General features: G+C 65.1%; 20 protein-coding genes and 3 tRNA genes. 19 read left to right on the top strand and 4 right to left on the bottom strand.

Annotated features, from left to right (window positions below):
* Positions 1-801: 801 nt before the first annotated feature.
* The 3 genes from CJ028_RS14905 to CJ028_RS14895 form a co-directional block, all read right to left on the bottom strand.
* A tRNA-Phe gene (locus tag CJ028_RS14905) sits at positions 802-877 on the bottom strand.
* A 71-nt stretch (positions 878-948) separates the two neighbouring features.
* A tRNA-Asp gene (locus CJ028_RS14900) sits at positions 949-1022 on the bottom strand.
* Positions 1023-1106: 84 nt separating this feature from the next.
* Positions 1107-1179 (bottom strand) — tRNA-Glu (locus tag CJ028_RS14895).
* Positions 1180-1454: 275 nt separating this feature from the next.
* Here CJ028_RS14895 and CJ028_RS14890 point away from each other — a divergent pair.
* Both CJ028_RS14890 and CJ028_RS14885 read left to right on the top strand, forming a co-directional pair.
* Positions 1455-2786, top strand: a complete 1332-nt coding sequence (locus CJ028_RS14890) for a M23 family metallopeptidase (protein ID WP_161498998.1) — start codon at positions 1455-1457, stop codon at positions 2784-2786.
* Positions 2779-4209 (top strand): C40 family peptidase, encoded by a 1431-nt coding sequence (locus tag CJ028_RS14885; RefSeq protein ID WP_105036016.1) that lies wholly within the window; start codon positions 2779-2781, stop codon positions 4207-4209. Before CJ028_RS14890 ends, CJ028_RS14885 begins: the two co-directional genes overlap by 8 nt.
* A 190-nt stretch (positions 4210-4399) precedes the next feature.
* Here CJ028_RS14885 and CJ028_RS14880 read toward each other — a convergent pair whose 3' ends face one another.
* Positions 4400-4891, bottom strand: a complete 492-nt coding sequence (locus tag CJ028_RS14880) for an inorganic diphosphatase (RefSeq protein WP_105036015.1) — start codon at positions 4889-4891, stop codon at positions 4400-4402.
* Positions 4892-4935: 44 nt separating this feature from the next.
* Between CJ028_RS14880 and tilS the strand changes: the two genes are divergently transcribed.
* From tilS to CJ028_RS14800, 17 genes are all read left to right on the top strand, one after another.
* A complete protein-coding gene (gene tilS / locus CJ028_RS14875; protein WP_105036014.1) occupies positions 4936-5916 on the top strand; it encodes a tRNA lysidine(34) synthetase TilS in 981 nt (326 codons plus the stop codon).
* 22 nt (positions 5917-5938) lie between these two features.
* Positions 5939-6511, top strand: a complete 573-nt coding sequence (gene hpt / locus CJ028_RS14870; protein ID WP_105036013.1) for a hypoxanthine phosphoribosyltransferase — start codon at positions 5939-5941, stop codon at positions 6509-6511.
* 83 nt (positions 6512-6594) lie between these two features.
* Entirely contained in the window at positions 6595-8604 is a 2010-nt protein-coding gene (gene ftsH / locus CJ028_RS14865) for an ATP-dependent zinc metalloprotease FtsH (RefSeq protein WP_105036012.1), read from the top strand.
* A gap of 6 nt (positions 8605-8610) precedes the next feature.
* The gene (gene folE / locus CJ028_RS14860) at positions 8611-9180 is read left to right on the top strand and encodes a GTP cyclohydrolase I FolE (RefSeq protein ID WP_105036011.1); all 570 of its coding nucleotides are present in this window, start codon (positions 8611-8613) and stop codon (positions 9178-9180) included.
* Entirely contained in the window at positions 9177-10034 is an 858-nt protein-coding gene (folP, locus tag CJ028_RS14855; protein WP_105036010.1) for a dihydropteroate synthase, read from the top strand. The genes folE and folP overlap by 4 nt, the downstream gene beginning before the upstream one ends.
* Positions 10027-10389 (top strand): dihydroneopterin aldolase, encoded by a 363-nt coding sequence (gene folB, locus CJ028_RS14850; RefSeq protein WP_105036009.1) that lies wholly within the window; start codon positions 10027-10029, stop codon positions 10387-10389. Before folP ends, folB begins: the two co-directional genes overlap by 8 nt.
* A complete protein-coding gene (gene folK / locus CJ028_RS14845) occupies positions 10386-10925 on the top strand; it encodes a 2-amino-4-hydroxy-6-hydroxymethyldihydropteridine diphosphokinase (RefSeq protein WP_105036008.1) in 540 nt (179 codons plus the stop codon). The genes folB and folK overlap by 4 nt, the downstream gene beginning before the upstream one ends.
* The gene (locus tag CJ028_RS14840; protein WP_105036007.1) at positions 10922-11392 is read left to right on the top strand and encodes a DUF3180 domain-containing protein; all 471 of its coding nucleotides are present in this window, start codon (positions 10922-10924) and stop codon (positions 11390-11392) included. Before folK ends, CJ028_RS14840 begins: the two co-directional genes overlap by 4 nt.
* Complete coding sequence (locus CJ028_RS14835) at positions 11385-11960, top strand: PH domain-containing protein (RefSeq protein WP_439099049.1); 576 nt, start codon at positions 11385-11387, stop codon at positions 11958-11960. The genes CJ028_RS14840 and CJ028_RS14835 overlap by 8 nt, the downstream gene beginning before the upstream one ends.
* Positions 11957-13618 carry a PH domain-containing protein gene (locus CJ028_RS14830; RefSeq protein ID WP_105036005.1) on the top strand — a complete coding sequence of 554 codons (1662 nt, stop codon included), beginning with the start codon at positions 11957-11959 and terminating at the stop codon, positions 13616-13618. Before CJ028_RS14835 ends, CJ028_RS14830 begins: the two co-directional genes overlap by 4 nt.
* Entirely contained in the window at positions 13615-14376 is a 762-nt protein-coding gene (locus CJ028_RS14825) for a Rossmann-like and DUF2520 domain-containing protein (protein ID WP_105036004.1), read from the top strand. Before CJ028_RS14830 ends, CJ028_RS14825 begins: the two co-directional genes overlap by 4 nt.
* A complete protein-coding gene (gene panC / locus CJ028_RS14820) occupies positions 14373-15245 on the top strand; it encodes a pantoate--beta-alanine ligase (protein ID WP_105036003.1) in 873 nt (290 codons plus the stop codon). The genes CJ028_RS14825 and panC overlap by 4 nt, the downstream gene beginning before the upstream one ends.
* 49 nt (positions 15246-15294) lie before the next feature.
* Complete coding sequence (lysS, locus tag CJ028_RS14815; RefSeq protein WP_105036002.1) at positions 15295-16818, top strand: lysine--tRNA ligase; 1524 nt, start codon at positions 15295-15297, stop codon at positions 16816-16818.
* Between the two features lie 6 nt (positions 16819-16824).
* Entirely contained in the window at positions 16825-16971 is a 147-nt protein-coding gene (locus tag CJ028_RS21000; RefSeq protein ID WP_161498997.1) for a hypothetical protein, read from the top strand.
* A 34-nt stretch (positions 16972-17005) separates the two neighbouring features.
* Entirely contained in the window at positions 17006-17185 is a 180-nt protein-coding gene (locus tag CJ028_RS14810) for a hypothetical protein (protein ID WP_129590509.1), read from the top strand.
* 6 nt (positions 17186-17191) lie between these two features.
* Positions 17192-18655, top strand: coding sequence for a cardiolipin synthase (gene cls / locus CJ028_RS14805; protein WP_105036000.1), 1464 nt, complete (start codon positions 17192-17194; stop codon positions 18653-18655).
* A gap of 194 nt (positions 18656-18849) precedes the next feature.
* Complete coding sequence (locus CJ028_RS14800; RefSeq protein WP_105035999.1) at positions 18850-21375, top strand: ATP-dependent Clp protease ATP-binding subunit; 2526 nt, start codon at positions 18850-18852, stop codon at positions 21373-21375.
* The last annotated feature ends 7 nt before the right edge of the window (positions 21376-21382 follow it).

Below are 21382 nucleotides of genomic sequence, written 5' to 3'. Positions count from 1 at the left end.
AAGCACCGATATTCGTCGCTGACGCACCCCGCGATATTCAACAGGGTCGAAACAGCCCCAATCTCTCCATTCAGGGGATCATTAAAAGACGGAGTGTGATCTCTTCGACGTGGAGGATCGTGATGGCGACAATCGAGTCCTATCCAACCGCAGACGGCAAGCTCTACCGCGTACGATACCGAATGCCAGATCGCCGGCAGACGAGCAAACGCGGCTTCAGCACTCAACGAGACGCAGAAAGATTTCTTTCGGGCGTTGAAGTGTCGAAAGACCGCGGCGAATGGGTTGATCCCACCAAGTCGCGAATCACACTCACGGCCTGGGCTGAAAAAGGGTGCAGCGCCCAAGTGCAATTCAAGCCAACCACCCGTCTGGATATCGGCACAGCCTTGACAAGCACGTACTTCCGCGATGGGGGAAGACAAAGCTGGGTACGGTAGCGCGCGGCGATGTGCAGGAATGGGTGAATGCCCTGTCGGTGAATCTCGCGCCGTCAACTGTCCGGCAGATCCACCTCGTCTTGTCGGGGACTATGAAGTTTGCAAGCGCTGACCGACGAATCTCCACGAATCCTTCTGATGATATTCGTCTCACTGAAGTCGCGCTGCCAGGATCGGCGGGAGGATGGCCTTGTCTTCACGGCGCCAGATGGGGGAGTTCTTCGCAACGGAAACTTTCGGGGATGAACGTTTAATCCCGCCCTGGCGAGGAGAAAATGAGGCCGGATCGGAGCCCGCAAATGGGCATAAAAAAAGGCCACTCCCCGAGTTGCTCACGAGTGAGTTTCCTAGGGAGTGGCGGTGGTGGCCCCGACCGGCGTCGATCCGGTGACCTTTCGATTTTCAGTCGAACGCTCTACCAACTGAGCTACAGGGCCCCAAAGCTGCGTCGAAAAAACGCCTCTTCTAAGGAAAAAAGCCCTTCCTTTCGAAAGGGCTATTACCTTTGCGACCCTGACCGGACTTGAACCGGCGACCTCCGCCGTGACAGGGCGGCGCGCTAACCAACTGCGCTACAGGGCCTCGATGTAAAATGTGTATCTGTGTGCGAGGCACTTGGTAAGACTATTCTATTTCGAGTAATGCTTCGTGCACGTGCAGTTTGCGTAGCCCCAACGGGATTCGAACCCGTGTTAACGCCGTGAAAGGGCGCCGTCCTAGGCCGCTAAACGATGGGGCCGTGAGCCACAAAGTTCATGGCTGCCGAAGAGTAAGCATACGGTCTTGTGGGGAGAAGGCCAAATCGGCGCGCGCAGCATCCGCTTGATTGGTAAATAATTTTCATCGCCGGTTCGCACCGCGCCTGCAAATGAGCGGGCCAGCGGGCATTTCGCGGGTTAGATTCACCGGTAAGACTGGGCGAATCGTGCCCAGCTTGTTACTGTGAAGAGTCTGCCTCGGCGCACGGGGCGACTGCTATAAGCCTGTTGGGAAACAATGATTCGTACGAGAACCGTGAGCGATTACGGGACCGACCTGCCTGCTCGCCGCTTGCGTTTGACCGATCATTGGCCCAGGCACACCCTGGCGCTGACCAGCATCATGGCCGCCATGACGCTGCTGGTCACCCTCGTGAGCCCCGTCGCCCCGGCCCGCGCCGTGGATTATCCTTCCTGGCAAGACCTGCAGGACGCCAAGGCGAACACTGCCTCGGCGGCCGTGCAGGTGACCGCTATTGAAAATCTCATTGCCGGCCTGCAGGTGCAGGTGCAGGAGACTCAGGCCGCTGCCGAAAAGAGCGCCAGTGAGCTCGAGGTGGCTCAGCAGGAGTTCGACGACGCCACCCGCCGTGCCGAAGATATCCAGACCCAGGCCGATGCGAGTAAGGCGACAGCGGATGCCGCGACCAAGCAAGCCGGTCAGCTCGCCGCTCAGCTCTACCGCACCGGTGGTACCGACCTCAGCGTGAACCTGTTCCTGGAGGGCGAGGGGGACGGTGCCGACGCCGACCTGCTGCTGGCCAAACTCGGCAACATGAGCAAGCTCGTTGAACGCAGCTCCGACGTGTATGAATCGGCGCAGTCGGCCACGAACAACGCCCAGTCACTCGGCGACCAGGCCAAAGTCGCTCAGTCAGAACGTGAGACTCTGCGCGTCGCCGCCGAGGCCGCGCTCGCTGCGGCCCAGGCTGCAGCCGAAGTAGCAGCGAACGCGCTGGCGGACTCCGAGGCGAAGAGCGTTGAGCTGGAGCAGCAGCTGCAGTTCATGCGCGACGCCCAGGCCACCACGACTGCCGGGTATGAAGCCGGAGTTGCCGAACGCGCCCGGCTCGAAGCCATTCGGGTTGCGGCTGAAGCAGCTGAACGGGCTGCGGCAGCCGCGGCCGCGCGTGCCAGCAGCGGCGGCTCCGGTGGTTCGGTGAGCATGACCGGTTGGGCCGTTCCGGCCAGCGGCCGCATCACCGGCGGCTACGGTCCCCGGGCGGTCATCTGTAACGGTGGTGACTGCAGCGGAAGCTTTCACTACGCCACCGACCTCGGCACCGGCTGCGGTTCACCGATCTACGCCGCCCACGCCGGCGTCGTCACCTGGGCTGGTGTCCTCGGCACGTACGGCAACTTCGTGAAGATCAGCCACGGCGACAACGTCTCAACCGGCTATGCCCACATCCGCAATGGCGGGTACAACGTTCGCTCCGGCCAGTCCGTGTCAGCGGGGCAGATCATCGCCTATTCCGGTGACACCGGGGCAGCCAACGGCTGTCACCTGCACTTCGAAGTCTGGATCGGTGGAAACCGCATCAATCCCGTTCCATTCATGGCCGACCGGGGAGCATCACTTGGCTAAGAGCACCACAACCGTACCGAGCACCACTGCGCCCGGCACCACCGCACGCGCACGGGTTCGCACCAAGTCGAAACGGCTGCTGTCCGCAGTGGCGATCGGCGCGGTCTCGGCGGTCACAGCATCCGTTGCCGCCGCCGGCGGGGCCGCCTTCGCCGCCCCCGACTATCCGAGCTGGAATGATGTGGAAAAGGCCAAACAGAACGAATCGACCAAGCAGGCCGAGATCGCAACTCTCGGTGAGCTGCTGAACGGGTTGGCGAGCCAGGCGGCGAAGGCGGTCACGACCGCGCAGATCGCGGCCGAGGTCTACCGAGTGACGCAGGATGCCCTGGACGCCGCCACCCTGCGCGAAACCAGCCTCAGCGAGCAGGCTGCAACCGCCGAAGCCACTGCTGCAACATCGAAAATGCGGGCCGGCCTCATCGCCGCGCACCTCGCCAAGTCTGGCGCCAGCAGTCTGTCACTCAATCTGTTCCTGAACGGCAACAGTGCGGATGACCTGCTCAGCCAGCTCGGAACGGCCAGCAAGCTGAGTGAACAGTCGGAGCAGATCTACACGGAGGCCGTGCAGGACAAGAACGCAGCCGAGTCCCTCGGCGAGCAGGCCGCATCGGCGACCGAGGAACGCGAACGTCTCACCGAAGAGTCCAAGACTACCTTTGATGCCGCCACGGCCAGCTCGACCGCAGCTGAGGCCGCCTACGACACTCAGCAACGCAAGTCGAGTGAACTGTTCGAACAGCTCGCCCTGCTCAAAGACACGACGGCCGAGGCCGAGCGCAGCTTTCACGCCGGTGAAGACGCGGCTGCCGCGGCCACCGCGTTCGCGCAGGCGCAGGCATCGGCTGCCGCCATAGCGGATGCCGCAGCCGCGCAGGCCGTGCAAGATGCCGCAGCGGTAGCCGGCTCTGGGTCGGGCTCCGGCTCCGGCTCCGGCTCGGGCTCGGGCTCCGGCGCTGGGTCGGTTACACCGTCCGCACCGTCCGCACCGGCCGCACCGTCCGCACCGGCCGCGCCCTCAGCACCCGTCGCCCTGCCCAACGCGAGCATCGTCGACACCGCGCTGACGTTCGCCAACGCCCAGCTCGGCGACCGCTACGTCTTCGGCGGCTCCGGCCCCGACGCTTGGGACTGCTCCGGCCTGACCAAGGCCGCCTACGCGGCGGCCGGCGTGTATATCGGCACCCACTCGGCCACGAACCAGTACAACACCATGGCCAGCCAGGGCAAGCTCGTCTCCTTCGCCCAGGTGCAGGTAGGCGACCTGGTGTTCTGGGGCAGCCCCGGCAACTACTACCACGTGGCGATTTACGTGGGCAACGGCCAGATCCTCGAAGCTCCGAACCCCTCGTCGCGCGTGCGTGTGCACAGCATCTGGTCGTCCTGGGCCGTCGCGCCGTACGTCGGCCGCCCGGCCGCCTAACACCGGGCCCGGATAGGTCGCCCGGTGGTGGCTAATTCAGGAGATTCTCGGCGGATCGCGCGATGGCCGGCGGACCAGTGCGAGAGGTTCAGCCGAATTCGGTCTCTTTCCTGAATTAGCCCCCGCGAGGAGGGGCGACAGGCAGAACGAAGGCCCCCGGTCAACCAGGGGGCCTTCGTCGATGTCCGGTCTAGTGGCCCTCTGCGGCGAGCTTGGCAATGCCGTCGACCACGATCTGGTCGGCTTCGGCGGCGTCGCCCCAGCCCTCCGTCTTGACCCACTTGTTCGGCTCGAGGTCCTTATAGTGCTCGAAGAAGTGCTCGATTTCCTTGCGGGTATATTCCGGAATGTCGAGGACATCCTGGATGTGGTTCCAGCGCGGGTCACCGGCCGGAACGGCGATGACCTTGGCGTCGCTTCCGCCGTCATCGGTCATGTTGAATACGCCAACGGGGCGCACGGACACGCCAACGCCAGGGAACAGCGGGTAGTCGAGCAGCACGAGAACGTCGACGGGGTCGCCGTCGAGGCCGAGCGTGTTCTCGAAGTAGCCGTAATCGGTGGGGTACATGAAGCTCGTGTAGAGCACGCGGTCGAGGTACACGCGACCGGTTTCGTGGTCTACCTCATACTTATTGCGGCTCCCGCGAGGGATTTCGATGACTGCGTCGTATTCGGCCATGGCTGGTTTCTCCCTTGATCAAAGTCTGCCGCTAACGTTACTGGATGGAATCTCCCCGCCGCCCGCGCCTGACCCCGGCCATCGCCGACATTCGCCGGGCCGTGCGCGAGTCGCTGCCGTCGGAGGGGCTCGTTCTGGTCGGCCTGAGCGGCGGCGCCGATTCGCTCGCGCTCGCCGCCGCGACCGCTTGTGAAGCGGGTCGGGCGGGCATCGGTGCCGGGGCGGTCATCGTCGATCACAACCTGCAAACCGGGTCAGCGGATGTCGCGGCTTGGGCCGCCGAGACCGCCCACCAGCTCGGTCTCGACCCGGTTCTGGTACTGAGCGTCACGGTCGAGCGCACCAATTCCGGGCCGGAAGCGGGCGCCCGTTCTGCACGGTATGCCGCGTTCGACGCAGCGCTGGAGCAGACCGGGGCGAGCGGTGTGCTGCTGGGCCACACCCTCGACGACCAGGCCGAAACCGTGCTGCTCGGCCTCGCCCGCGGCTCCGGACCGACCAGCCTGCGGGGCATGGCGGCGCGAACCGGGCCGATTCTGCGACCGCTGCTGGGCATCCGCCGTGCCCAAACCCGGCAATTCTGTGCCGATGCCGGCCTCGAGCCGTGGAGCGACCCGCAGAACTTCGACCCGCGATACGCCCGGGTGCGGGTGCGAGAAACGGTGCTGCCGCTGCTCGAGAACGAACTCGGACCCGGGGTTGCCGTGGCGCTCGCCCGCACCGCCGAGGCGCTGCGGGAAGACGCGGACGCCCTCGACGGGTTGGCGCGCTCGATACTGCAGGAACACTGGACCAACGGCAAGATCTCCGCGGACGTGCTGGCGGCGCAGCCGGCCGCGATTCGGCAGCGCCTGATCCGGTTCGGAGTTGAGGCGATTTGCGGGGTGTGGCTGACTCGAGTGCAGACCCTGGCCGTGGCGGCGCTCGTGACGCAGTGGCACGGACAGGGGGCGCTCAGCCTGCCAGGTATTAGAGTTGTACGGCAGGACGGCATTTTGATCTTTTCCGCCCCTGGACCCACCTGACACAAAGGACTGCGCCTCTCACATGGAACCTCGCGACATTGACGGCGACCTCACCGAGATCCTGATCAGCGAGGAGCAGATTCGGGCCCGACTGGCCGAAATGTCACGCCAGATCGAAGTCGACTATGCCGGCACCGATCTGCTTCTGGTCGGCGTACTTAAGGGCGCGGTCATGGTCATGGCCGATCTGGCTCGCGAGCTGCATCACCCGGTTACCATGGACTGGATGGCGGTCAGCTCCTACGGCTCCGGCACGCAGTCCAGCGGTGTCGTGCGTATTCTGAAGGACCTCGACACCGACCTCTCCGGTCGTAACGTGCTCATCGTCGAGGACATCATCGACAGTGGTCTGACCCTGTCGTGGCTGTTGGCGAACCTGAAAACTCGCGGTCCGGCATCCATTGAGATCTGCGCGCTGCTGCGCAAGCCGGATGCCGCCAGGGTCGACATCGACGTGAAATACGTGGGCTTCAACATTCCGAACAAGTTCGTGGTGGGCTACGGCCTCGACTACGACGAGAAGTACCGCAACCTGCGCTCGGTCGGCATTCTCGCCCCGCACGTCTACTCCACCGTCGCCGCAGCCGCGCTCTAGCCACAGCCTGCACCAACGCCTGAGTTTTCCTTTGGGCGAACACACGGCATTCCCTTGCAATCGAGCGCTAGCCTGAGGTCACCATGAACGTCAAGAAGCTACTCCGCGGACCGATTCTCTATATTGTGCTCGCCGTCATCGCCGTCTGGGTGGGGTCAAGCCTCATCACCATGAGCGGATTCCGCGAGGTCAGCACGCAGGAAGGCCTCGCGTACCTGAAATCGGGCAACGTCGCCGAAGCCACCATCGTCGACGGCGAACAACGCGTCGACCTCACTCTGACCAAGGCCAGCGGCGACCTCGGCACGCAGGTGCAGTTCTACTACGTTGCCCCGCGCGGCGAAGAGATCATCACCGCGGTGACCGCAGCGAACCCGAAGGACGGCTTCACCGACGAGGTGCCGCAGCCCAACTGGGTGCTTTCCGTTTTGAGCTTTTTGCTTCCCGTACTGCTGATCGGTGCCTTCTTCTGGCTCATGATCTCAATGCAGGGCGGTGGCAGTAAGGTCATGAAGTTTGGCAAGTCCAAGGCCAAGCTCGTCTCCAAGGAAAGCCCGCAGGTCACCTTCGCCGACGTCGCCGGCGCCGACGAGGCCATCGAAGAGCTCGAAGAGATCAAAGATTTTCTCAAGGAACCGGCCAAGTTCCAGGCGGTCGGCGCCCGGATCCCGAAGGGTGTGCTGCTCTACGGCCCTCCCGGAACTGGTAAAACGCTGCTCGCCCGCGCGGTCGCCGGCGAGGCTAACGTGCCGTTCTACGCCATCAGTGGTTCGGACTTCGTCGAGATGTTCGTCGGTGTCGGCGCCAGCCGCGTGCGCGACCTGTTCAGCCAGGCCAAAGAAAACGCGCCCGCCATCATCTTCATCGACGAGATCGACGCCGTCGGCCGTCACCGCGGCGCCGGCATGGGCGGTGGCCACGACGAACGAGAGCAGACCCTCAACCAGCTGCTGGTCGAGATGGACGGCTTCGACGTGAAGGCCAACGTCATCCTCATCGCCGCCACCAACCGCCCCGACATTCTCGACCCCGCGCTCCTTCGCCCTGGCCGGTTCGACCGTCAGATCGGTGTGGACGCACCCGACATGCTCGGCCGCAAGCGCATTCTCGAAGTACACTCCAAGGGCAAGCCGATGGCCCAGGGCGTCGACCTCGAAGTGCTCGCCCGCAAGACGCCCGGCTTCACCGGCGCAGACCTGGCCAACGTGCTCAACGAAGCCGCGCTGCTCACGGCCCGGTCCAACGCCCAGCTCATCGACAACCGTGCCCTCGACGAAGCCGTCGACCGGGTCATGGCCGGACCACAGCGCCGCACCCGCGTCATGCGCGACAAAGAAAAGCTCATCACCGCTTACCACGAGGGCGGCCACGCCCTCGTCGCCACCGCGATGAACTTCACCGACCCGGTGACCAAGATCACGATCCTGCCGCGCGGCCGGGCCCTCGGCTACACGATGGTAATGCCGCTCGAAGATCGCTACTCGGTCACGCGCAACGAACTGCTCGACCAGCTCGCCTACGCCATGGGCGGCCGCGTCGCCGAAGAGATTATCTTTCACGACCCGACCAGCGGCGCCTCCAATGACATCGAGAAAGCCACGGCGACCGCCCGCAAGATGGTCACCGAGTTCGGCATGAGCAGTGTCGTCGGCCCGCTCAAGCTTGGCCAGGGCTCGGGAGAGGTCTTTCTCGGCCGCGACATGGGTCACCAGCGCGATTACTCGGAGCGCGTTGCCGAGAGCGTCGACCGCGAAGTACGCCAGCTGCTCGAAGACGCCCACGACGAGGCCTACGAGGTTCTGATCAAGAACCGAGTGATTCTCGACAACCTCGCCACTGCGCTGCTCGAGCACGAAACGCTCGACCAGACCGCCCTGGCCGAGATCTTCGCCAAGGTCGAGAAGCTGCCGGCGCGCCCGCAGTGGCTCTCCAGCGACAAGCGCCCGGTTTCCGATGTGCCGCCCATCGCCATGCCGGCCCCGAAGGCTCCCATCGACGGCGCTGCCGTTGACGGCGGCATCTCCAGCGGTGACGCCGTTCCCGCCAAACCCAAGCGCGCGCCGGCCCGCAACCCCCGCCCCGCAACCGCCTAGGCGCTCGTGGCAGTGGACAGGGCGCGCATCCAGGCGGCCGTCTCGGAGATTCTCGCTGCAATCGGCGAAAATCCCGAGCGGGTCGGCCTCGAAAGCACCCCGCGTCGCGTAGCGGATGCCTATGCCGAGTTCTTCGCCGGGCTCGACCAGAACCCGCAGGACCTGCTGGCGGACTTCGTTCCGGTCGGGGAGAGCACCGGCGAACTCGTGCTGCTGCGCGACATCGCCTTTCGCTCGATCTGCGAACACCACCTGCTGCCCTTCCTCGGTATCGCGCACGTGGCCTACCTGCCGGGGGACCGCGTTGTCGGGCTCGGTCGGCTGCCGGCCGTGGTCGAAACCATTGCCGCCCGGCCCCAGCTGCAGGAGCGGCTCACCGAAGAGATCGCCGATGCGCTGCAGACCGGCCTCGACCCCCTCGGCGTGCTCGTCGTGCTCGACGCCGTGCACGGCTGCGTCGGCACGCGCGGCCCGCGGCAGAGCGCGAGTTCGACTGTGACCATGGCCTCGCGCGGAGCCCTGACTGAACCGACCGCCCGCGCCGAAATCATCGCGCTGATTGCGGCCGGCGGATGACTCTCATCATGGGCGTGCTCAACGTCACGCCCGATTCCTTCAGCGACGGTGGTCAGTGGGCGTCAACGGATGCCGCCATCGAACACGGCCTGCTGCTGCACGCCCAGGGCGCCGACCTGATCGACGTGGGCGGCGAGTCTACCCGGCCCGGTGCCACCCGGGTTTCACCCGAGCAGGAACAGCGCAGGATCATTCCCGTCGTCACCGAGCTCGCCCGGCAGGGCCTCAAACTCAGCATCGACACGCTCAACGCCTCGACCGCCCGCGCGGCGGCGAAAGCGGGCGCGAGCGTCATTAACGACGTGTCCGGCGGACTCGCCGACCCCGGAATGGCCGCGGTTGCCGCGGACACCGACCTCACCTATATCGCCATGCACTGGCGTGCCCACGCTCAGAAGATGGACACCCTCGCCGACTACGGCGACGTCGTCACCGATGTCATCGCCGAACTGAGTGCCCGCGTCGATGCGCTGACCATCGCCGGAGTGGCCCGGGAGCGGATCGTACTCGACCCCGGTCTCGGGTTCTCCAAGAAGACCGAACACAACTGGCAGCTCCTGGGCCGGCTCGACGCCTTCGCCGCACTCGGTCTCCCGGTCATGATCGGGGCGTCCCGCAAACGCTTTCTCGCCAGTGTGCTGCCCGTCGGTTCCCCCGTCGTCGAGCGCGACCTGGCCACCGCGGTGGTCAGCGTGCTGGCCGCCCAGGCCGGCGCCTGGGCGGTGCGGGTACACGATGTCGCGGCGACCCGCACGGCCCTGAGCGTACTGGCCAGTGTGCGGCAGTCGACGCCCCGCATCGCATCGGAATTGCCGGGACGCACACCGAGTCCGTCACAATGGACCCATGACTGATTCGATCACCCTCACCGGCCTGCGGGTGAACGCCCACCACGGCGTCTACGATTTTGAGAAGGAAAACGGCCAGGATTTCGTCATCGACGTGACTGTCTGGCTGGACCTGCTGGCCGCAGCGGCGAGCGATGACGTGACCCAGACCATCCACTATGGCGAACTCGCCGAGGAGGTCACGGCTGCGGCCGCGCACAACCCGGTCGACCTCATTGAAACCGTCGCCGAACGCATCGCCAACGTCGTGCTGGCCCACCCGCCGGCGCTGCGCGTGCAGGTTACGGTGCACAAGCCGCAGGCCCCGATCTCGGTGCCGTTCACCGATGTGGCCGTGCAGATCACTCGGTCGCGGCCATGACCGGGTCAACGGAACGCGTCGTGCTCGCCCTCGGCAGCAATCTGGGCGACCGCGCGGCCACTCTGGCCGGGGCCGTGCGTGATCTGGCCGCACTGTCGGGTGTCGCTCTCATCGCCGTCTCGCCCGTGTACGAATCCGCCGCGGTGAAACCGGGCGGTGTCGACGAGAACGCGCCGCGCTACCTCAATGCGGTGCTCACCCTTGACTACACCGGCGACCCGCACGGCCTGCTCGACGCCGTCAACGCCATCGAGGCGGAGCACGGCCGGGTACGCGCTGAACGTTGGGGCGACCGCACGCTCGACATCGACCTCATCCTGTTCGGCGAACTGAGCATCGACGACGACCGCCTGACCCTGCCGCACCCCCGGGCAGCAGAACGAGATTTCGTCCTCGCCCCGTGGCTCGATGTCGACCTGGCAGCCGTCATCCCAGGCCGCGGGCTGGTGCGTGACCTCCTCACTGCGACCGGCAACACGGTGCACCGGGCAGCGGATGCCGCAGGCCTCGCCCCCTCGCTGAGAGTTGGGCCATGAAGCGTTCACACGCAACCGGGCTGCTCGCCGTTCTGCTGATCGGTCTCGTCATCGGCTTTCTGCTCGAGATCGCCTTCGCGGCCTCCGGTGCCCCGATCGTCGTTCCGCCGGTCACCCTGACTCTGACTCTGATTCTGCTGGGCGTGGTCGTCGTCGGACTGGCCTGGCGGGTGCGCCAGGGCAGTCATCGCAAGGCGCTGCGCCGCATCGACCCATTCTGGGCCATGCGAGTGGCCGTTCTGTCGAAGGCAACCTCGCTGTCTGCATCGCTGCTGTTCGGCGCCGCCCTCGGCATCGTGCTGTACATTCTCACCCGATCAGTCGTTCCCGCCGTCACGTCGTTGTGGCTCGCGATCGGCACGGCGATCGGCGCGGCGCTCATGCTCACGGCCGGTCTGGTGGCCGAATACTTCTGCACCCTGCCGCCCGACGACGAAACCGATGAGTCCGGAGGTACCCGTGCCTGATCGCGACTTGCCCGAAGTGAACCGGCCGGCTGAGCCGATCCGGTCCGTCGACGCTGAGCCCGAACCCGCTGTCGTGGCATCGTCCGCGCGGCTTGAGTTGGCCGACGTGGGGGAGTGGAAGCGCGTCTCCCCGAAGTATGTGCTGGTCGAGATCGTCGGCACCATCGTGAACGCCGTCGTCGTCTGCGGCGGAGCGAGCCTGCTCTGGCTGCTGCTCGATCAGACCTGGGCGATGTGGGTCGGCATCGTGGTGCTCGTTCTGTCCATCATCAACCTCATCTTCGAACCGCGCCGCGTGCGTGCCATCGGCTACCTGCTGCGCGCTGATGACCTGCTCTTTCGCCGCGGCATCCTCTTTCAACGCTTCGTCGCGGTGCCCTACGGGCGCATGCAACTCATCGACATCACCCGCGGCCCGCTCGCCCGCTGGCTCGGCCTGGCCGATCTCAAGTTCGTGACCGCCGCGGCGACGGCCGGGGTGTCGATTCCCGGGCTCGCTGAGGCCGACGCCGAAATCCTGCGCGACCGACTGGTGGAACTCGCGGAGAGCCGCCGGGCGGGGCTGTGAGCGAGCCCAGCGCTGCGGTTCCGGCGCCCCTCGCTGCGCCGCGCACCGACCTGACCGACGGTGAATGGCACCGCCTGCACCCGGCGACCCCACTGCTGCGCGGCGGAATCTTCATGGTGGCCATCCTCGGCTTCATCGTCGCGAACCTGCGCGAACGCTTCATCGACCTGTTCATCGGCGAAGAAAATTACGGCGGCGATCCGATCGACGAGATCTACCAACGCGGGGCCACCGGTTGGGCGTTGCTCATCATTGCCGGCGTTCTGCTGGTCATTCTCGTAGCTTTCTACCTGTCCTGGCGGATGCACACCTTTCGCGTGAACGGCGAAGTCGTCGAAGTGCGCAGTGGCCTCGTCTTTCGCAGTCACCGCAAGGCCCGGCTCGACCGAGTGCAGGGCGTCAACCTCGCCCGGCCGTTGATTCCCCGCCTGTTCGGTGCCGCCCGGCTGGAAATCACCGTCGCCGGGCAAGACGGCAACGTGCAGCTCGCCTACCTCGGTTCGAAACTAGCGGATGACCTGCGCCGCGATATCCTGCACCTCGCCTCTGGACTGCGCCAGGCCAGGCAGCCCGCCGCACCAGACGCCGCCCACATCGCCGCGCAGCCCGTGCCCGGTGACATCACCGAGCCACCACTGATCGGCCCGTCCGCCGCCCACTTTGCCCTCGGCGACTTCGCGACCGCGCGCTATAACGAGTTTCGGGCGCCGGAACTCGACCCGGATGCCGCACCTCCGGAGTCGGTGGTGCGCATCCCGCCGGGGCGGTTGATCGGGTCGGTCGTGCTGAGCGGCTTCACCGTCTTCCTGCTCCTCGCCGGTGTCGGACTCATTATCAGCGTGATCGCCGGAAGCAGCGGCTGGGTACTCGTGGCCGTGTTGCCCGGCCTCATCGGCAGCGCCGGATACTACTTCTCACGCATCACCAAGATGTTGCGGTTCAGCATTGCGGGCACTCCAGACGGAGTGCGCGTCGGCTACGGACTGCTCTCGACCAGCAGTCAGACCCTGCCGCCCGGGCGTATCCATGCCATCAAGGTCTCTCAGCCCATTCTCTGGCGCCGGTTCGGCTGGTGGCAGGTGAGCATCAATACCGCCGGGCAGGCGTCCGGCCGCGGCAGCGGCCCAGTGATGAGCACCACCCTGCTGCCGGTCGGCACCCTCGGCGACGTCGAAAAGGTGCTGCAATTGGCACTGCCCGGGTTCGACACCGACGCCCATCGTGCCCTCGTCGAAAACGGAATGCTCGGCGGGCGCAAGCGGGACGCTGGCATCGCCGATTTCTACAGCAACGCCCCAGCGCGTGCTGTCTGGCTTCGCCCCTTTTCGTGGTGGCGCACCGGCTGGGCAGTCTCGGGGCCCGTGGCCCTGATTCGCCGCGGCGTGCTGTCGCGCGACCTCATTCTGGTGCCCCTGGCCCGCATGCAGGGAGTGCGCATCAGCCAGGGTGCCATTCGGCGCAGACTGCGCTTAGCTGCGGCCGACCTGCACACGGTCGCCGGACCGGTCAATGCCTCCCTCAGCGTCATCGACGTCGACGAAGCGCTCGTCTTGTTCGAGTGGATGTCGACGGGCGCGGTGCGATCAGCCCTCGCCGATACCAGTCACCAATGGAGTCGGACTGCGACGCCAGTACCAGCCACGGAGGCCACCGAATGAATACCAAACCGGGACGCCTCGGCGTCGGAATCATCGGCGCCGGCCACGTCGGCCCCATTCTCGGAGCCGCCCTCGCGGGCGCCGGCCACGCCATCGTGGGTATCTCCGCGATCTCGCAGGCCAGCCGGGACCGCGCCGAAGCCATTCTGCCGCTCGTACCGATTCTGCCCGTGCCCGAGATCGTTGAGCGCAGCGAACTGGTCATCATCGCGGTGCCCGACGCCCAGCTGGAAAGCCTCGTGCAGGGCCTCGCCGCGACCAATACCTGGCAGCCCGGCCAGCTCGTGCTGCACACCTCCGCTCGCTACGGCACCGCGGTGCTCGCGCCAGCGCAGGCCGCGGGCGCTATTCCGTTGGCCATCCATCCGGCCATGGCTTTCACCGGTACCAGCCTGGACCTGGCCCGACTCGCCGACAGCTACTTCGCCGTGACCGCCCCCGGCCCGGTGCTGCCGATCGGGCAGGCGCTGGCCGTGGAAATGGGCGGCGAACCGCTTATCGTCGCCGAGGCCGACCGGGCCAGCTATGCCGAAGCCATTCAGATCGCTACCGCCTTCTCCACCTCGATCGTCGAGCAGGCCACGCACCTGCTTGCCGGGATCGGTCTGGAGCATCCGGGGGCTATTCTCGGTCCGCTGCTGCGTTCCGCGATGGAAAACGCCCTCGCGCGCACGAGCCCCGAACGGCTGGACCTCGCCGGGTTTGATGAAATAGAGCAGCGGCAGCATCCGCTTGACGACGACCGGGAGGTCGAATGAGCACCATCCAGGTAGTGACTACCATTGCCGAGTTGCACGACCGTCTGGGGCACGCCCGTGACAGTGCGGCACTGACCGGTGGCGATACGCGCATCGTACTCGTGCCGACCATGGGCGCCCTGCACGCCGGCCATCTCGCGCTGGTGCGACGGGCGCACGCACTCGGCGGAATCGTGGTGGTGTCGATTTTCGTCAACCCGCTGCAGTTCGGCGCCGGTGAAGATCTCGACAGCTACCCGCGCACACTCGACGCTGACCTCGCCGCCCTCGGAGCCGAGAACGTCTCGTTCGTGTTCGCGCCGAGTGCCCGCGAGATGTTTCCGGGCGGGGCGAGCGACACCCGGGTCACCGCCGGCCTGGTCGGCTCACTCTATGAGGGCGCCGCGCGACCAGGGCACTTCGACGGCATGCTCACCGTTGTGGCGAAATTGTTGGGCATCGTGACCCCTGATGTCGCAGTGTTCGGCCAGAAAGACGGCCAGCAGGCTTTTCTCGTGCAGCGCATGGTCGACGATCTCAACGTGCGCAGCACCATCGAGGTCGTCGAGACCGTGCGGGAACCGGGCGGGCTGGCACTGTCCAGCCGTAACCGCTACCTCGACGAGGCGCAGCACACGGCCGCGCAGGCCCTGTTCGCAGCGCTCAGCGCGGCCGTGGAAACGGCGCAGGCCGGCCCCGCCGCTGCCCTTGTCGCTGCGCACGCGCGCATTGCCGCCCAGCCGTTGGTTAAACTGGATTATCTCGTGATCGTGCACCCGGAAACCCTGCTGGCCGTGCACGACGATTATCGCGGGCCGGCCCGGTTGCTCGTGGCCGCGCGCGTCGGCAAAACCCGGCTGATCGACAACGTGTCGCTCAGACTGGGGTGAGTCGCAGCATCCGCTTTTTTGTGAAACGACAGCACCAACGGAGAACCGCATGAGCCAGAACCCCACGCCAGCCTCGAACGACGAAGGCTTCTCCGACGCGGAGATGAACGAGCAGAAGGCCGTGCGCCTCGGCAAACGCGACCGCTTGAACGCTGCCGCCGCGAGCCCGGCCGGCGGTGCCTACCCGGTATCGGTTCCGGTCACCCACACCATCCCGGCCGTGCGCGCCGAATTTGGCGACCTCGAAGCGGATGCCGTCACCGGCGTCACCGTGGGGCTGGCCGGTCGCATTGTGCACCTGCGCAACACCGGCAAGCTGTGCTTCGCGAGCCTGCAGTCGGGTGACGGCACCCGCATCCAGGCCATGGTCTCCCTCGCCGCCGTCGGCGACGAGTCCCTCGCCGCCTGGAAGGACCTCGTCGACCTCGGCGACCACCTGTTCGTCACCGGCGAGGTCATCTCGAGCCGCCGCGGCGAGCTGTCGATCATGGTCACCGACTGGCAGGTCGCCGCGAAGGCTCTGCTGCCGCTGCCCAACCTGCACTCCGAGCTCAGCGAAGAGACCCGGGTGCGCAGCCGCTACCTCGACCTGATCAGCCGCGAACAGGCCCGCACCAACGTGCTCTCCCGCTCCAAGGCCGTCGCGAGCCTGCGCCGCACCTTCACCGATCGAGGCTTCATCGAGATAGAGACCCCGATGTTGCAGGTCATGCACGGCGGGGCATCCGCTCGGCCGTTCCAGACCCACAGCAACGCCTTCGACACCGAACTGTTTCTGCGCATCGCGCCCGAACTGTTTCTGAAGCGCGCCGTCGTCGGTGGCATCGACCGCGTCTACGAGATCAACCGCAACTTTCGCAACGAAGGCGCCGACTCCACGCACTCACCCGAGTTCGCGATGCTCGAGGCTTATGAGGCGTACGGCGACTACAACTCCATCGCCGACCTTACCCAGAAGCTGATTCAGGATGCCGCGTTCGCCATCGCTGGATCGCACGTGGTGACCTGGGCCGACGGCACCCTGTTCGACCTCGGCGGCGACTGGGACCGCATCGGCATGTACGACAGCCTGTCCGCCGCCGCCGGCATCACGATCACTCCCGAGACGCCCCTGGCCGACCTTGTAGCGCTCGCCGCGCGGGAAGGTATCGAGATCGACCACCCGATTCACGGCAAGTACGTCGAAGAGCTGTGGGAACACTTCGTCAAGGTTGACCTGGTGCGCCCAACCTTCGTGATGGATTTTCCGATCGACACGAGCCCCCTCGTGCGCGGCCACCGTTCGGTGGCCGGTGTAGTCGAGAAGTGGGACCTCTACGTGCGCGGCTTCGAACTGGCCACCGGCTACTCCGAGCTCGTCGATCCGGTCGTGCAGCGTGAGCGTTTCGTCGAACAGGCCAGCCTCGCCGCCGGGGGAGATCCCGAGGCCATGCGCCTCGACGAAGAATTTCTGCGTGCCCTGGAATATGGCATGCCGCCCACCGGAGGCATGGGTATGGGCATCGACCGTATGCTGATGGCACTGACCGGTCTCGGTATTCGCGAGACGATTCTTTTCCCCCTGGTGAAGTAGGACCTGATGAGCTATCTACCCAATGACGAGCTTCAGCCTGAAAAGGGCGGGCGCAAACCTCCGTCGATGAACCGCATCGCGATCTGGGTGATCGTGGGCGGCGTCGGCGTCTACTTTCTCGGCACCGGCATTATCGGGCTGCTCAGCAAGTAGCCGGTATCCCAGCCTTTACGCGTAGTCTGTGGGTGTGATTGAGAACTTCTGGGGAAACGCGATCTTTTCGGTCGTACCCACCATTGCGCTTGGCCTCATCTTCTGGTTGCTGCTGCGCTCGATCCTGCGCGCCGACCGCATTGAACGTAAGGTGTACGCCCAAATCGAAGCCGAAGAACGCGCCCGGCTCGGTCTCGACAAACCGGCCACCTAAGTACCAATGTTCGGCATCGACGGCCTGACAATCACCGTTCTGCTGGCCCTGATCGTCGACTTCTCCGTTCGCGTCGTGGCCATTATCGTGGTTCCGCGTAATCGCCGACCGATGTCGGGCATGGCCTGGCTGTTGACCATCTTTTTCATTCCGTACCTTGGCGTGCTGCTCTTTCTACTGATCGGCTACCGCACCCTTCCGAAGAAGCGCCGCCTGATGCAGGATGAAATCAACAAGTTCATCCTCGACAGCACCGAGGGCATGGAGCTGGTGAGCCGTGATCATCCGTGGCCGAGCTGGCTCGAATCGGTCGTTGAACTCAACCGCAACCTCGGGGCAATGCCGCTCGTCGGCGACAACACGGCAAGCCTGATCAACGAATACCAGCTGGCCTTCGATACCATGATCGCCGACATCGACCGGGCTAAAAAGTACGTGCACGTCGAGTTCTATATTCTTTCCCTCGACCACACCACTGCACCCTTCTTCGACGCCCTCGAGCACGCGCACAAACGCGGCGTCACCGTGCGGGTGCTCATGGACCACATTCAGTCGATGCGCAAGCCCGGCTTTCGCCAGACCAAGAAACGGCTAACGGATGCGGGTATTGCGTGGGAGCTCATGCTTCCGGTGCAGCCGTTCAAGGGCAAATGGCAAAGGCCCGACCTGCGCAATCATCGCAAGCTGCTCATCGTCGACGGCCTGGTCGGATTCATGGGGTCGCAGAACATCATCGACCGCTCCTACAACATGAAAAACAACATTCGACGCGGCCTGCAGTGGAAAGACTTCATGACCCGGCTCGAAGGCCCGATCGTGTCGGGGCTCAACGCAATCTTCATCACCGACTGGTACAGCGAAACCAACGAATTGCTCACCCGTGACATCGAACCGGTTCATCCGCGGCCGGTATCGGATGCCCTCGACTGCCAGGTCGTACCGAGCGGCCCCGGATTCAAGGGCGAGAACAACCTGCGCCTGTTTCTCGCGCTGCTGTACTACGCGCAGGACCGTATCATCATCACGAGCCCTTACTTCGTACCCGACGAATCGATCATGTACGCCATCACGACCGCCGTGCAGCGGGGGCTGCACGTAGAACTGTTCGTGTCGAAAATCGGCGACCAAGCCGTGGTCTATCACGCCCAGCGCTCCTACTACGAAGAGCTACTGACCGCCGGCGTGCACATCTACATGTACAACGCGCCGTACATCCTGCACGCGAAGCACTTCACGATCGATGACGAGGTGGCGGTCGTCGGGTCGAGCAATATGGACCAGCGTTCGTTCAGCCTCAACATGGAGGTCTCGCTCATGGTGCGTGGCCGGTCGTTCGTGCGCAACCTGCGTGCCATGGAAGACGAGAACCGGCGCAACAGCCGCGAGCTGACCCTGGAGGAATGGCGCAAACAACCGCTGCGCTCCACCATCCTCGACAACCTCGCCCGGCTCACGTCTGCGGTGCAGTAGGCCGGGTAAAGCGGATGCTGCGCGCAGGCCCGGCGCGGAGCATACGTCACGCTGTCCCTATTAAAACAAAGGCGTGACGGATGCTGCTCCGCAGCATCCGTCACGCCTGCGGCGAACAAACGCCCGCAGGCGGCGCAGGCTGGTTACTCTCGATGTAACGGCACCAACTGCCCTGGCGCCAAGGGAGCGATCACATGTTTGAAAGATTTACCGACCGAGCTCGTCGCGTCGTCGTTTTGGCCCAGGAAGAGGCCAAGATGCTTAACCACAATTACATCGGCACCGAGCACATTCTGCTCGGGCTGATTCACGAGGGTGAAGGCGTCGCCGCCAAGGCTCTGGAGAGCCTCGGCATCTCGCTGGACGCCGTGCGCGAGCAGGTTCAGGACATCATCGGCCAGGGGCAGCAGCAGCCCACCGGCCACATCCCCTTCACGCCCCGGGCGAAGAAGGTTCTCGAGCTGAGTCTGCGCGAAGCGCTGCAGCTCGGCCACAACTACATCGGAACCGAGCACATTCTGCTCGGTCTCATTCGCGAGGGCGAGGGCGTAGCCGCTCAGGTTCTCGTGAAGCTCGGCGCCGATCTCAACCGCGTGCGCCAGCAGGTCATTCAGCTTCTGTCCGGATACCAGGGCAAGGAGCAGGTGGCGGTCGGTGCCAACGAGCAGGCGGCCAACACGGCCGGCAGCCAGGTGCTCGACCAGTTCGGTCGCAACCTCACCCAGATGGCCCGCGACAACAAACTCGACCCGGTCATCGGGCGCGAGAAAGAAATCGAGCGGGTCATGCAGATCCTCTCGCGTCGCACCAAGAACAACCCCGTGCTGATCGGTGAACCCGGAGTCGGCAAGACCGCCGTCGTCGAGGGCCTCGCCCAAGCCATCGTCAAGGGCGATGTGCCAGAGACGCTGAAAGACAAGCAGCTCTACTCGCTCGACCTCGGCTCGCTCATCGCCGGCAGCCGCTACCGCGGTGACTTCGAAGAACGCCTGAAGAAGGTCACCAAGGAGATCCGCACCCGCGGCGATATCATCGTCTTCATCGACGAGATCCACACCCTCGTGGGTGCCGGAGCCGCCGAGGGCGCCATCGACGCCGCGTCGATCCTTAAGCCGCTCCTCGCCCGCGGTGAGCTGCAGACCATCGGTGCGACCACCCTCGACGAGTACCGCAAGCACTTCGAGAAGGATGCCGCCCTCGAGCGCCGCTTCCAGCCGATCCAGGTGAACGAACCGTCCCTGCCGCACACCATCAACATTCTCAAGGGACTGCGCGACCGTTACGAAGCGCACCACAAGGTGTCCATCACCGACGGTGCCCTCGTGGCCGCGGCGAACCTCGCCGACCGCTACGTCTCCGACCGGTTCCTGCCCGACAAGGCCATCGACCTGATCGATGAGGCCGGCGCTCGCCTGCGCCTGTCGATCCTCTCGAGCCCGCCGGAGCTGCGCGAATTTGACGAGAAGATCGCCGTGGTGCGTGCCGCCAAGGAACTCGCCATCGAAGAGCAGGACTTCGAGAAGGCTGCCGGCCTCCGCGACGAGGAGAAGAACCTCCTCGGCGAGCGTCTGCGCCTCGAGAAGAAATGGAAGTCGGGCGACGTCAAGACCACCGCGGTCGTCGACGAAGGCCTGATCGCTGAGGTCCTGGCCCAGGCCACCGGCATCCCGGTGTTCAAGCTCACCGAGGAAGAGTCCTCGCGGCTCGTCTTCATGGAGAAGGCACTGCACCAGCGCGTCATCGGTCAGGAAGAGGCCATCTCGGCACTCGCCAAGACCATCCGTCGCACCCGTGCCGGCTTGAAGGACCCGAAGCGTCCCTCCGGTTCCTTCGTCTTCGCCGGCCCCACCGGTGTTGGCAAGACCGAGCTGGCTAAGGCGCTCGCCGAGTTCCTGTTCGACGACGAGGCCGCCATGATCTCGCTCGACATGAGTGAGTACGGCGAGAAGCACACCGTGTCGCGCCTGTTCGGTGCGCCTCCCGGGTTCGTCGGCTTCGAAGAGGGTGGTCAGCTCACCGAGAAGGTGCGTCGCAAGCCTTTCTCCGTTGTGCTGTTCGACGAGATCGAGAAGGCTCACCCCGATATCTTCAACTCGCTCCTTCAGATTCTGGAAGAGGGCCGGTTGACGGATGGTCAGGGTCGCGTCGTCGACTTCAAGAACACCGTCATCATTATGACCACCAACCTCGGCACCAAGGACATTTCGGGCGGACCGGTCGGCTTCCAGCTGGAAGGCGACAGTACGACCGGGTACGAGCGCATGGCCGGCAAGGTGAAAGACGAACTGAAGAAGCACTTCAAGCCCGAGTTCCTCAACCGCGTCGACGAGGTCATCGTCTTCCCGCAGCTGACCAAGCCGGAGCTGCTGCAGATCGTCGACCTGTTCATCAAGCGATTGGGCGTTCGTCTGCTCGACCGTGACATGACCGTTGAGGTCACAGTTCCGGCGAAGGAGCACCTGATCGAGGTCGGATTCGACCCGACGCTCGGTGCTCGCCCGCTGCGTCGCGCCATCCAGCGCGAGGTGGAGGACCGCCTGTCGGAGAAAATCCTGCAGGGCGAGCTCAACGCCGGTGACCACGTGCACGTGGACTTCGTCGATGGCAAGCTCGTCTTCACCACGACGACCCGGGTTGACCCGGTCGGCGTCGGAGTGAACACCGCAGCCGCCGTCGGCACCGGCCCGGCCACCCCGGATCTGGCTATCACGAGCGACTAGCAGTTCC

Source organism: Cryobacterium aureum (genome assembly GCF_002954245.1).
GTDB classification, from domain to species: domain Bacteria; phylum Actinomycetota; class Actinomycetes; order Actinomycetales; family Microbacteriaceae; genus Cryobacterium; species Cryobacterium aureum.
This window is presented reverse-complemented; position numbering and strand designations above follow the sequence as displayed.